Source organism: Pseudomonas sp. RL_105y_Pfl2_101, assembly GCF_963970585.1.
Lineage (GTDB): Bacteria > Pseudomonadota > Gammaproteobacteria > Pseudomonadales > Pseudomonadaceae > Aquipseudomonas.
Genome location: NZ_CAXAPG010000004.1, coordinates 209483 through 222442, shown reverse-complemented (window position 1 = coordinate 222442; position 12960 = coordinate 209483). Strand labels below are relative to the sequence as shown.

The 12960-nt window shown below is 58.8% G+C and carries 9 protein-coding genes; 5 read left to right on the top strand and 4 right to left on the bottom strand.

What is annotated here, in order from left to right:
- Positions 1 to 82 precede the first annotated feature (82 nt).
- Positions 83 to 4915 carry a dermonecrotic toxin domain-containing protein gene (locus AACY31_RS07365; protein ID WP_339504244.1) on the bottom strand — a complete coding sequence of 1611 codons (4833 nt, stop codon included), beginning with the start codon at positions 4913 to 4915 and terminating at the stop codon, positions 83 to 85.
- A 232-nt stretch (positions 4916 to 5147) separates the two neighbouring features.
- On the opposite strand from AACY31_RS07365, the gene AACY31_RS07360 reads away from it, so the two are divergent.
- Entirely contained in the window at positions 5148 to 6179 is a 1032-nt protein-coding gene (locus AACY31_RS07360; RefSeq protein ID WP_339482962.1) for an Ldh family oxidoreductase, read from the top strand.
- Positions 6180 to 6279: 100 nt separating this feature from the next.
- Complete coding sequence (locus AACY31_RS07355; protein WP_339482963.1) at positions 6280 to 6993, top strand: GntR family transcriptional regulator; 714 nt, start codon at positions 6280 to 6282, stop codon at positions 6991 to 6993.
- A 280-nt stretch (positions 6994 to 7273) separates the two neighbouring features.
- Here AACY31_RS07355 and AACY31_RS07350 read toward each other — a convergent pair whose 3' ends face one another.
- Together AACY31_RS07350 and AACY31_RS07345 are read right to left on the bottom strand one after the other, a co-directional pair.
- Positions 7274 to 8224, bottom strand: a complete 951-nt coding sequence (locus AACY31_RS07350) for a PDR/VanB family oxidoreductase (RefSeq protein WP_339482964.1) — start codon at positions 8222 to 8224, stop codon at positions 7274 to 7276.
- Positions 8221 to 9306 (bottom strand): aromatic ring-hydroxylating dioxygenase subunit alpha, encoded by a 1086-nt coding sequence (locus AACY31_RS07345; RefSeq protein WP_339491864.1) that lies wholly within the window; start codon positions 9304 to 9306, stop codon positions 8221 to 8223. Before AACY31_RS07345 ends, AACY31_RS07350 begins: the two co-directional genes overlap by 4 nt.
- A 278-nt stretch (positions 9307 to 9584) precedes the next feature.
- Between AACY31_RS07345 and AACY31_RS07340 the strand changes: the two genes are divergently transcribed.
- The 3 genes from AACY31_RS07340 (at position 9585) to AACY31_RS07330 (ending at position 11899) form a co-directional block, all read left to right on the top strand.
- Complete coding sequence (locus tag AACY31_RS07340) at positions 9585 to 10010, top strand: GlcG/HbpS family heme-binding protein (protein WP_339482967.1); 426 nt, start codon at positions 9585 to 9587, stop codon at positions 10008 to 10010.
- Positions 10011 to 10405: 395 nt separating this feature from the next.
- Positions 10406 to 11242 (top strand): AraC family transcriptional regulator, encoded by an 837-nt coding sequence (locus AACY31_RS07335; protein WP_339479442.1) that lies wholly within the window; start codon positions 10406 to 10408, stop codon positions 11240 to 11242.
- Between the two features lie 54 nt (positions 11243 to 11296).
- On the top strand, positions 11297 to 11899 hold the full coding sequence (locus tag AACY31_RS07330) for a LysE family translocator (RefSeq protein WP_339479440.1): 603 nt from the start codon (positions 11297 to 11299) through the stop codon (positions 11897 to 11899).
- 61 nt (positions 11900 to 11960) lie between these two features.
- Here the strand turns inward: AACY31_RS07330 and AACY31_RS07325 are convergent, their stop codons facing one another.
- Positions 11961 to 12908 (bottom strand): class I SAM-dependent methyltransferase, encoded by a 948-nt coding sequence (locus AACY31_RS07325; RefSeq protein WP_339479438.1) that lies wholly within the window; start codon positions 12906 to 12908, stop codon positions 11961 to 11963.
- Between the last annotated feature and the right edge of the window lie 52 nt (positions 12909 to 12960).

Here is a 12960-nt window from a genome sequence, read left to right as displayed (position 1 = left end):
TGAGCCTGTTTTTTTACTCAAACACTCGTTGTCGCCTACCGTCGCATACAGGGCGTGAAAAAAGATCAACCACCCAAACCCTTCACTGCGCGGCAATTTGCCGTGATGGAGTGGGGTCGAGTTGGCGTCCCAATTCACAAATCAAGAGTGTGAGCGAGTCGGCGTTGCGAAGTATGACGTCGATGCGTTTGTCCGGCAAAATCGGATCGAGAAAATCATCGCGAGCTTTATCCATGGTTCTGGCGCCGGTTATCTTCAGGATTTCCCGGGTGGTTTGCCTGTATTCAGGCAACAGCTCCAGCTTCTTGTAGGTGTTATCCATGCTGTCCCATTGCGTGAACAGTTTTGACTTTGGTGTGGTCAATGAAAGCCCGTTGAGTTGCAGCTCCCTTTGCTTGTCGTATTGCAACTTTGCGGCGTAAGTCGCTGTTGAAATCAAATCGAGAAATGGTAGTGCGGCGTCCAGGTAGATGATGTCGAACGTATTGAACAGCTGATGGGAAATTTCGTGGATGAAGGTCGCTCCCTGGGCATGCGCATCGACATTGAAGATGTCGGGTACGACGGCCTTGTACCAATCCAGGCCCAGGTCGAAAAAAAACTGCGTGATATAGATTCGTCCCACGGCTGCCGGCTCGAGTACGAAGGCGGTTGCTCGATCTTCCAGGTGCTTGAGGTTGCCGATCACGATGCGGTCGGCATTCTGTAGCGCCCAGGATGGATCGGCCAATGCCTGGCATATGGGAGAAATCGCCGCCTCAATTTTGCTGATAAGACGGGCGTCGACGCTGTTGACCCCAAAAAACAATCTCAGGAAATGATCCAGCCGAGAGCCCACAAGTGGTTGTCGCTTGAATTGCTCGAAGTTGTGAAGGGCGTTGAATGAGTAGAACCTCGCGGTCTCCAGTGCCTGCACGATTGCATTGGCCCGGTGCGGATATTTCCTGCGTATCTCGGCCATGCCCCGTGCTTCAATGTTCAATGAACCTTTGGCCTTTAAGTCGCTATAGGTGATGGCCAGCTTCGACCCGGCCTTGCCGAATCGAATGGTTTGGCGTTGCGGGTCGATTTCCCATGTCCGGCCGTCCGGGGACTTTTTCAATAAAGGCCCTTCACCGTGTTCGTGAATGACTCGCCAGGTCTGGCCGGCTTTTGCCACTTGATAGACCTTGCCGGCGAGTGGGATAAAAGACTTGCCATTCGCCGCAACCTTATAGATCCCGTCGCTCAGGCTAAGTTGAAGATTCGAGAGGCTGACGTCCGAGGCTTCGAAGACCTGGAGGTCGGTGCGCATCGGAGCCGTGCAAGAGATGTCCTTCCAGTTTGTCGCGGGTGTAGCGTTTCCAGAAACCGGTTCGATAGGGTCGAGAAGACCGAATGTATCCTCGCGGTTCAAGAAGCCAAGCGAGACCATCTCCGCGGCGCCTGCGATAAAATTGTGCAGGCCTGTTTTCCAGTCATGCTGTTGCAAGGCTTCGGCTGACCCCTTGAAGTCCTGATAACTCTCCCAGAGCGTTTCCAGGAAAGTCAGTTTGGCCGGTAACTGTCTTCCCAACATCCTGACCCCGGAGCTGAACAGATGCAGCACCGTTGCCCAATCAGACTGACGATGGTCCTGGTTTTGCGCGGTCAACATATCTGCCAGCAATGTCGCGTTGTCGTCATACAGCGTATGCAGAATATTTGTATTGATGGGGCTGAAGCCCAGAGTCATTTCCGATTGTTTTCCGCGCGTGGCTGCGAAGAGATTTTTGAACGTGGCTTGCTGGTCCTGGGGAAGCCGACGAATCAACAAATCCTGGAGCGCGCCGGGTGTATTGAATGCCGCGACGATGCTCGCTTCATCCTTGAACTCCTGTAACAGCTCGCCGTCATGGTAGGGCGAATACAGGACGTGAGGGCTGGTTGCATCGGTAGCCGAACTGAACAGGTAAAGCCCCAATGCCTTGATCGCGGCACCGCCTTCGGTTTTGATCAGCTCCAAAGGGCGGAAGAATGCGCTGACGCCCTCGACCGCTTGACGAGCGATGGCGTCCGGCATGTCCATGACTTGCCGGAACAGGTCGAATGCCGGAGGGGAAAGGTGTTGCTGTAGATACCGTGCGTGAGCGTACTGCAACAATTGCCACGGCAACTGTTGCCGAAAGCGCCGTTTTCTTGGCTGGTCATCCACAATACTGTTGGAAAGTGCTTGGGTTACATGGTTTTTATAGGCGGTCGGGATATCCAGCGACGACAACATTTGCCGTACGGCGCTCTCGTTCAAACCATCGGGCAACGGCTGCGTGGATGTCGACGAAACCTTGAAACCCTTTTTGGTCACCTCAACGTGATTCAACGCAAAATCGGTCAGCGAGCTGGCCGGTCCCACGATCGCGAGGTTGGGCGTGATCTGGATCGTTTCGGGGTTCAGGTTTTTCCGAGGAAAGCGCGCGTCCAATAGCGTTTGCAGTTTTTTATGCACATAGGTGCGCAGGGGCTCGATACCGTCCAGGTAATCCTTGCCATCGGACACGCTGTTTTTATATTGCTCAAGCACTTCTATGTGCAGGCGTTTTTCTTCAAGGGACGCAGTGCCAAGCCAGGCAGGTAGTTTCTGTTGCCGTTCATTTGCCTGAGCGATAGCGGTAGCGCGTTTCAGATTGGTGGGCGCGCCTTTGTTCAGGAGCGCCTGAAGACTGTGGACCAATGCCGATCCGGTCAGTTGCCAATCACCGGCTTCTAATGTGCTCAGATAGCCATACTCGGCCTCAAAGTATTTGATAAACGAACTCATCCGGTTGATCAGTACGTTGTCTTCGATCAATTCATAGGCCTGGAGTTGGTAGCGCCTATGGGGCAGGCGTTGAGTGACCGTTAAATTTTCAAGCAATGCAAAGCGTCTTTGGGAATCGAGCAGATCTTGATTCAATTGCCGGGTGGCCACCTCGACGGAAGGAAAAGCCCGCAAGCCATCGGCAGGTGTCCAAAGGATTGCCATGCCTGAGTGGGGAGTATCCAGCCCTCCACGCTCGGTTAATAAAAAACAATTGGCGAGCGGCAGCAGGACCGTTCGGCCTTCTTCGCCACAGGCGAGCGTCAACGAATAGACATCCGGCCGAAAGCCCCTGACCGTTTTGCGTTGCGAGCGGTCCGGGTAGTCTGGGTCGTAGACTAAAACTGCTCTGATCAGGTTATTTGCAATCGACGACAGACTCGAACCAAGCTCCCTGAGTTCGGCCTCGGCGCGGATACCCAAAGAAAAAACATTGGTCAGCTCAGCCAGTAGCGGCCTCAGCCCATTGAGCAGCGAAACGTTGGAGGATGTTGGCAACTGACTAAAGAGACCGTCGAAAGCCTCTTCCACATCGGTATAGCTCTTGCCCCTTCTTTCCAGTTGATCGGCCATGAAATTGGATGGGCGCAGGTCCCCATGAAACGCGGGACGAGTTCCCCAATGTCCGGCGGTTGGCTGCGCCAAGAGTCGTTTGTTGATGAAAGCGCGTATATCCAACGCCTTGTCAATGAGCGAGTGGATGTCGACATCGGCCTGGCGAGACATCTCCAATGCGTAATGGAAGTTATTCTTCTGCTTTTCAATTATTGCGCTTGCCAGGGTTTCGGCGACCGGTAAGTCCAGTGACTTGCCCGAAAGCTGCGGCTCATCGAAGCGCTGGAAGCGGTTACGCTCTTCCAGGCTCAAGAGGCTATAGATTTTCTCTTTTTCTACAGTGCTTGCGGATTGACCGTACAACCTGTCCTTGAAGCCCGTATAGTTGGTTATCTTTTGAACGCCGTCGAGGGGCGTATAAAGATAATGCCCCTTGGCGCTGATCATCATGGAGCCGGCAAGCTCCACGTAGTTCGGTTCATACTCCCAGAGTCGAATCGTTTCGATGAACAGCAGTGTTTCGTCTCGGCGAGAGGGACGCAATAACCGAAACAGCTCACGACTCTGCTCATCCGTCAGTTGTCCTTTCTCCCGTTCGATCAGGATGGACGCCGATAACCCATCGTGAATGACGCGAGATAGAAGTTTGCGTCGTGATATATAGAAAGAGGCGGCTCTTCCCTCCCAAAAGGCATCGATGCAGCTGATCAGCGTTGGAATCAGTGTTGTGGCAATGTCTTTTATGATGTTTTCCCATTGCTGCTGACTGTAGGACGATGCGGGCGTACCCGGATGAGTCAGATCGAAGTCATGCCCGGCACGCCACCCCTGATGATGGAAGTAGTCCAGGACTGCATTGCTCAGTGGGATGCTTTCAGTCACCGGGATTGCCTTCGGATCTTGCGGGTGAGTCTCCTTGGAGAACGCCACGCGGATCTGTCGATGATCCAGATCCGGCAGCGCCTCGTTCAATAGCTGGTCAAGCATCGATCTTAACGAGGGCAATTTGATCAGTTCATTCACCATGGCCAAGGCATTGAGGCTCTGGGCGTGCTCGATGGATTCGAGCTGGGTCTTGAAAACATCCTCTTCGATGAGTCGCCGGGTCTGCCTGATGTCGGTGGTGCTGTTCAGTTCGCTGCGTTGGGCAATCGACAAGAGACGAAACAGGTCATCGCGTTGCGCAGTGTCCCGGCGCATCTGGTCAATCTGTGCTTCGAGGGATACCAGGTTGTCGAATTTTTTGATTCCACCACTTGGCGTGTAGAGGAACACCGGGTGGGTGCTGGTTTCGCTGCTGTTCGACGAGGTGCTGAGGACAAAGCAGCCGGCCAGTGCAATGGGCGGTTTTTCATCGGCTTGCAACAGAATGGTTTCGGCGAACATCGGGGGTGTCTGCGCTGCGCGCTGGGTGTGGTCGGGCAGGGCAATGTGCTGCAACCAGTCGAGGTCTGCCTGCGTCAAGTCGTGGGTGGCGATCAATTCGTCCAGGCGATGGGCGTGCAATACCTCGGGAAATAAAAGCGGCGTGGTTTCAGTGAGCATCGTTGCTTCTCGATCAAGGCGCCTCAAAACGACGCGAACGTGGAGGAGCCGCCAGACTAGGCAACGATGGCTGAGCAAAGGTGGTACATAGTTACCGCACGCTGGTTTCTGACCTGTCAGGCAGGGCAGGCGCCGTGGTAAGCATTGACAGTGCGCGCCTGAAACGGTGTTTAATCACCCGGCGGGTCCTTTTACGCTGTTGCTACCTCCAACAATCATTCTGGAGCTTCAGATGTCTGCGCCATCCGATCATGCCGCTTCTTGCACTTTGTCTTTCGATGCTCTGGTGAGCTTGCTGGAGAAAATTTTCCTGCGTCATGGCTCGTCGGCCGAAGTCGCTCGGTGCCTGGCTGAAAACTGCGCCGGGGCCGAGCGCGACGGTGCCCACAGCCATGGGGTGTTTCGCATTCCCGGCTATGTCTCGACACTCGACAGCGGTTGGGTCAACGGCAAGGCCGTGCCGGTGGTCGAGGACGTCGCTTCAGGGTTTGTCGCGGTGGACGCCGGTAACGGGTTTGCCCAGCCGGCCCTGGCCGCCGCGCGTCCATTGCTGGTGGCGAAGGCCCGCAGTGCCGGTATCGCCATCCTGGCCATTCGCAACTCCCATCACTTTGCCGCCCTCTGGCCGGATGTCGAGCCGTTTGCCTATGAAGGCCTGGTGGCGTTGAGCGTGGTCAACAGCATGACGTGCGTGGTGCCCCATGGCGCAGACCGGCCATTGTTCGGTACCAACCCCATTGCCTTCGCCGCGCCACGGGCTGGCGGTGAGCCGATTGTCTTCGACCTCGCCACCAGCGCCATTGCCCACGGCGACGTACAGATTGCTGCACGCAAGGGCGAGTTGTTGCCGCCGGGGATGGGCGTGGACAGCGTCGGCCAGCCGACCTGCGACCCCAAGGCGATTCTCGAAGGTGGAGCGCTCTTACCCTTTGGCGGGCACAAGGGCTCGGCCTTGTCGATGATGGTCGAGTTGCTGGCGGCGGCCCTGACTGGCGGTAATTTTTCCTTCGAATTCGACTGGCACAACCATCCGGGCGCCAAGACCCCGTGGACCGGTCAGTTGTTGATCGTGATCGACCCCACCAAGACAGCTGGGCAAAACTTCGCCGAGCGCAGCCAGGAACTGGTCAGACAGATGCATGGCGTTGGGTTGCGGCGCTTGCCGGGAGACCGTCGCCATCGCGAACGCAGCAAATCCGATGAGCATGGGATTAACCTGGACGAGCAGACCCTGGCGCAGTTGCGCGAGTTGGCAGGGACTTGAACAGCCCGCTGTGGCGGCCAGCCTGGCTGCCACTGCCTTGCCGTGACACGCTGCGCCAAGCCTTCTACTATGATGGCTTCTTTTCTGTGGAATCGCCTGGATGAGTAAGCCCGGCCAAACGGTGCTGGTTGCGCTGCGCAAAATGATCGCCTCGGGCGAGTTGACCGCTGGCGAGCGCTTGATGGAAGTACCCACGGCCGAGCTGTTCGGCGTTTCGCGCATGCCGGTGCGCATGGCGTTTCGTACCCTGGAGCAGGAAGGGTTGCTGGTGCGCTTCGGCGGACGAGGTTTCCAGGTGCGCTCGGTCAGTGCCGAGCAGATCGCCGGGGCCGTGGAGGTGCGAGGCGTGCTGGAAGGTCTGGCAGCACGGCAGACGGCCGAGTATGGCTTGTCTGAAGAGGCCCGCGCGATACTCGAGCAATGCCTGCTGCAGGGCGATGAACTGTTCGCCAAGGGCTATGTGACCGAGGAGGACCTGGAGGTCTACCACGACCTCAACATGCGTTTTCACCAGGTGATCGTCGAAGGCAGCCACAACCCGGCGATTGCCGATGCCCTGGCCCGCAACGACCATCTGCCATTCGCCTCAGTCACCGCCCTGGCGGTGGATCGCCAGAACATGGCCGGCGAATTTCGTCGTTTCAACTATGCCCATATGCAACACCATTCGGTGTTCGACGCCCTGATCAACCGCCAGAGCGGCCGCGCCGAGGCAATCATGCGCGAGCATGCTAACGCGACCCTGCGTTACGCCGAAGTCTTCGGCTCGACGCTGGCTGACGAGCGGATGACGGTGATTCTTCGTTCGGAGTGAACAGCCCCAGTTGTGGATGGATTTGTGAACCCAGCACAAATCCCCTTGTGGGAGCGAGCTTGCTCGCGATAGCGCCGGGTCAGCTTGCATCAATGCTGGATGTTCCGGCCTCTTCGCGAGCAGGCTCGCTCCCACAATGTTTTTCGGTGAATGCAGAATTTGTATTCAGCACAAATCCCCTGTGGGAGCGAGCCTGCTCGCGATAGCGGTGGGTCAGTCACTATCAATGCTGCTGAGCTGACGCCATCGCGAGCAGGCTCACTCCCACAAAAGGCCTGTGTTAGAGGTCCAGTACCAGCATCGGTGTCTTGGACCTGGAGCAACATGGCGTGAACTGGTCGTTGCAGGCCTGTTCAGCCTCGGTCAGAAACATGTCCCGATGCTCTGGTACACCTTCGAGCACACGCGTCAGGCAGGTGCCGCAGACACCTTGTTCGCACGAGATCGGAATCTCGATGCCATGGCGCTCCAGCGCCTGCACCACACTGCAGTCCGCCGGCACGTCGAACACTTGGCCGCTGCGGGCCAGCTTGACTGAAAAGCTGCCATCGGCACGGGTGTCGGTGGGGGCTGCGGCAAAGTATTCGCGGTGCAGGCGGTCTTCCTGCCAGCCCTGGCCCTTGGCGGTGTCGAGGACGTGTTGCATGAACCCGCCGGGGCCGCAGACGTAGAGGTGTACGTCGTCACTGGGCGCGGCCAGCACCCTGGCGGCGTCCAGCAGGGTTTCAGGTTCTTCATCGAAATGCAGGAAGACCCGGTCGGCATAAGGAGACTGGCGCAGACGCTCGACAAAGGCCGCGCGGTCCCGGGCGCGGGCGCAGTAATGCAACTCGAACGCCGCACCGCTCTGAGCCAGGTGCTCGGCCATGCACAGGATCGGCGTAATGCCGATCCCTCCGGCAAACAACAGGCTGCGCCGGGCTTGCGGGGCGAGCGCGAACAGGTTGCGCGGCTCGCTGATGTGCAAGCGCATGCCTGGCTGGATCAACTCATGCAGGCTGCGCGAACCGCCACGGGACGCGGGGTCCTTGAGTACGCCAATGAGGTAGCGATGCCGTTCTTCGGGATGGTTGCACAGCGAGTACTGACGAATCAGCCCTTCAGGCAAGTGCACATCGATATGGGCACCGGCGGTGAAGGCCGGCAACGGCTCGCCATCGACACGCGTCAACTCGTAGCTGCAGATATCGAGGGCTTCGTTGTGTCGCGCTGCGACCTGGACTTCGATCATGACCGTTGCTCCACCTGTTGCGGTTGATGGTTGCTGGCGATCAACCCGGCCTGTGCTTCCCGTTCCCGTGCGATCCAGCGCTCCAGCACCCGGCGAGACTGTACGCCGCCAGCGTCGATGTTGAGTTTGAGCAAATTGCGTTGCGGATGGTCCAGCAGGTTGCGCTGCTGGCGTTCGAGCATTTCCAGGTCTTCGCTGAAAATCTTGCCCTGGCCTTCGCGAATGGACGCGGTGAGGGCGTCATCCTGTGGTTGGAAGTGCCGGGCCATGCCCCAGAAGTACCAGATCGACGTCTCGGTTTCCGGCGTAATGAAATCCACCACGATGCTCGACGCCTTGAATTGCGGCGCAGCGTGATAACCGCCGTTGCCGGCATGGGCCACGCCGACTTCGATCAGCACATGGCTGGGCGGGGTGAAACGGCAGATTTGCCAGCGGTCCACCGGCACGTCGTCGGCCAGGTTGTTGCCGCGCAAAGCCATGCGCCAGAACGGCGGGGCCATGATGTTTTCCATGTGCCGGGCGGTGACCACTTCATCACCTTCGACCGTGGTCACCGGCGGCGCCTCGTCGATTTCCTTCTGGCCGATACTCGAGGCGTGGACGTAGGTTTCGTGGGTCAGGTCCATCAGGTTGTCGATCATCAGGCGATAGTCGCACTGGATATGGAACAGGCCGCCACCGTAGGCCCATTCATCGCTTTCGGCCCACTCCAGATGATGGATCAGCGCCGGGTCGGCCAGCGCCTGGTCACCGGGCCAGACCCAGATGAATCCATGCCGTTCCTGTACCGCAAAGGTCTTGTTGCAAGGGAAGCCTCGTACTCGTTGCCCAGGCATCTCGACGGTCTTGCCGTCGCAGCCCATCACCAGGCCGTGATAACCGCACACCAGGTTGCCATTTTCGACATAACCCAAGGAGAGCGGGGCGCCGCGATGGGGGCAGAAGTCTTCCACGGCCGCGACCTTGCCTTCATGCCCCCGGTAAAAAACCATCTTCTCACCACAGATCTGGCGACCCAGAGGCTTGTCGACGATTTCATCGGGGGTGCAGGCAACGTACCAGGCATTTTTGGGGTACATGAGGGATCTCCAGGCGGATGTTGTTCTTATCTATGGATCCATTAACTCTCTTAACTAATTTGCTTGTCAACGTTTTTGCGGGTCGTTCGGACAACTGGTTTTATCAATGGATCCATTGGTGCGGGCGTAGGTATTCGCCTCAAGAGCGGTAGATCACCGGTGCCAGGGCTTCAATGAACGCCTACATGTGCGCTATGGTCCGCACAACCTATATTTCGACCGGATGGGCGGGCGCCTGATTGTCTCCCGGGCTTGTTGTTGCACAGTAGGAGTGATCCATGAAAACCAAAGCGGTACTCACTGAGCAGGACGTCGCGCAATTGCTGGTGGCGGTCAAGGAGCTGGCTCACCAGCGCCAATGGGCGGTGTCGGTTTGCGTGGTGGACGACGGTGGTCATCCCCTGGGGCTGCTGCGCCTGGACGATGCCTCGCCATTGTCGGCCTATATCGCCACCGAAAAAGCGCGAACCGCCGCCATGGGGCGGCGCGACAGCAAGGTTTTCGAGGACATGATCAATGGGGGACGTTACGCGTTCCTCAGCGCTCCGCACTTGCAGGGGATGCTCGAGGGCGGCGTGACCATCCGTCATGACGGCCAGTGCATTGGTGCTATCGGGGTGTCTGGGGTCAAGGCTGAGCAGGATGCTGAACTGGCCCGTCTGGCGGTGGAGACGGTGTTGCCGGTGATTACTCCGGATGCCTGAGGTGGGAATGGCCGGTTTTGTTGATCGGGTACATATCCATTTTCGCGGTAACGGCTGCTTAGGGTTCCGCTCTTACAGCGGCTCACTTTTGAAGAGCGCAAAAGTAAGCAAAACGCTTTATGCCCCACCACTCGGCACCTCGCTTAGGCTCGGTGTGCCTGAGATCAACGTCCACCGCGAGGCGGCCTAGTAGCCGACCTGGTTCTTGGTGGGACCGCGTTTCTTCTGTGGGAGCGAGCGTGCTCGCGATAGCGGTGGGTCAGTCACAGATGCATCTACAGACCGAACACCATCGCGAGCAGACCCGAATTCCACAAGGTCTGCACAAATCTTCCAGACACTCTCCTCATCAGCAGTTAATCTGCCAAGAGCACATTCACCAAGCAGGATAGGGCATGACGGCGCGCAACTGGATCGATCTCAAGCAGGACACCACGTCCGGTATCGAGACCGTGCGTGCGCATTTCGAGGGGCATGCCTATGACCCCCACTGGCATGACGCCTATCTGGTGGGCGTGACCGAGCAGGGCGTGCAGCAGTTTCACTGCCGGCGCCAGCAGCACAACAGCACGCCGGGTAAAGTCTTCCTGCTCGAGCCCGGCGAGCTGCATGATGGCAACGCCCCCCACGACCACGGGTTTACCTATCGCACGTTGTACCTGGAGCCTCAATGGCTGGAGCGCGAATTGCGGTCCTTGTTCGACGTGGCGCCGGACAACGCCCAACTTGGCTTTGCCGCCACCCTGACGGACGATGTGCCGCTGGCGAGTGCCACGGCCATGGCCTTCCAGAGTCTGCACGAGCAGGAGATCCGCATCGTGCGCCAGACGGCCCTCGATACCCTGTTGGCTACCCTGACCCAACACCTGCACTGGCGGGCGCGGATTAACCCGGATCCGCGGCTGCCATTGGTGGCGCAGCAGGCCCGGGATTATCTGCACAGTCACCTGAGTGAAGACATTGGGCTGGATGACTTGGCGCAAGTCACCGGCGTGGATCGTTTCCGCCTAAGCCGTGCATTCAAGGCGGCTTTCGGCCTGGCGCCCCATGCCTATCTGATCCAGTTGCGCCTGGCCCGTGCCCGGCGCCTGCTGGCGCGTGGCGAGAGTGCCGTGGCAGTGGCGGCCATGCTCGGTTTTGCCGACCAAAGTCACTTGGGCCGCTGGTTCCAGCGCGCCTATCGCCTGAGCCCCGCGGGCTACCGCAAGCGCTGCTCAATTGTTCCAGACTGACCGCGGTTTCATGGGGATGATCAAGCGATCGATCATTCACCGAGATGTCGCTCCATGGACCAGTTACTACCGTTTGCCTTGTTCGCGTTTGTCGCCTCCATCACCCCGGGCCCGACCAATATCCTGGTGCTGAGCCATAGCTCGCGCTTCGGCCTGGCAACCACTGTGCCGATCATCCTCGGTGCCTGCGCGGCGGCGACTTTGCTGGTGCTTTTGGTCGGCACCGGGTTGGGCGACGTGTTGGCGCGCCATGCCACGGTTCAGACGCTGCTCTCATGGGCGGGCATCGCTTGGTTGAGTTGGATGGCCTGGCAGATTTTCAGCGCACCGGCCCAGGCCATCGACCCGAACCGTCCTGTCGAAGGCCCCCGGCTGGGCTTGGCGGGGGCCGCCGGGTTGCAGTTGGTGAACCCGAAAACCTGGATGATGGCGTTGGCGGTGGTCAGCGTCTTTGCAGGGGCCGAAGCCGACCGTACCGTGCGGGTCCTCTGGCTGTCCCTGGCGTTTTTCGCCATTTCGATCCCGTGCATGACCGTCTGGGCCTACCTGGGCCGCGGCGCCGCACGTTTCTGCCGCTCCGCCGTGGCGATGGGACGGTTCAATCGGGTGATGGCGGTGATGCTGCTGGTGTCGGCTTGGTTGACCTTGGTGGTCTGAGTCGAAGTCGAGGCACGCCTGCACAAACTTCATTGCTGGGCCGCGGTAGCGGCGCTACCGCTCAGTGGCCAGGCGTCGTCTTGAAGACCAAGGCCTTGAGGCCACACGCCAGATCGACGTCAGGAAATTCCGGCGGATTTTCCAGGCGTTTCTCGAAGATCAGCCCCGGCGCTTGCTCGGTAACGCCGTCGATGAGGAAATCCGCGCCGGTGGCTGGGTCGTTGCTGCAGGCCAGGACTGTGCCGTGGGCTGTCAGCAGTTCCGGCAGACGACGCAATACCCGCTGATAGTCCTTGGTCAGCAGGAAGCTGCCTTTCTGAAAGGTCGGCGGATCGATGATCACCAGGTCGTATGGGCCACTGTTGATCACCTTGCCCCAGGACTTGAACAAATCGTGGCCGAGGAAACTCACCTGACTCAGGTCGTGGCCGTTGAGTCGATGGTTGTCGCGGCCTCGGCTCAGGGCCGCACGGGACATGTCCAGATTGACCACATGCTGCGCGCCGCCGGCGATGGCCGCCACCGAAAAACCGCAGGTGTAGGCGAAAAGGTTCAGTACTCGTTTGCCATCGGCGTTGGCCCGGACCCAGTCGCGGCCATAACGCATGTCGAGGAACAGGCCATTGTTTTGCTTCTTGCCCAGATCGATCCGGTAACGCAGGCCACCTTCGGTCAGGGTCCATTCGTCGATGGGCTCGCCCGTCAGCCATTGGGTGAGGCTTTGCGGCAGGTAGCGGTGCTGCACCGCCAGCGTATGAGCCTTGCTCTGCTGCCAGGCCGGCGACGGAGTGAGCGCCAGCAATGTCGCGATCAAATCGTCCAGGTGCGTGGGTTCCGGTTCCTTGAACAGCGAGACCAGCACCACCCCTTGCAGCCAGTCGACAGTGATTTGCTCCAGGCCCGGCCAGCAGCGCCCGCGGCCATGGAACAGGCGCCGGGTTTCTTCTGACGCCGACTCCAGGGCTGTCAGCAAATGGGCGTGAAGGGTTTGAAGGGCTACGCAATTCATTCAGGCAACGCCAGGGATTCGAAAGGCCGGCATTTTAACCGCAGGCTACCCC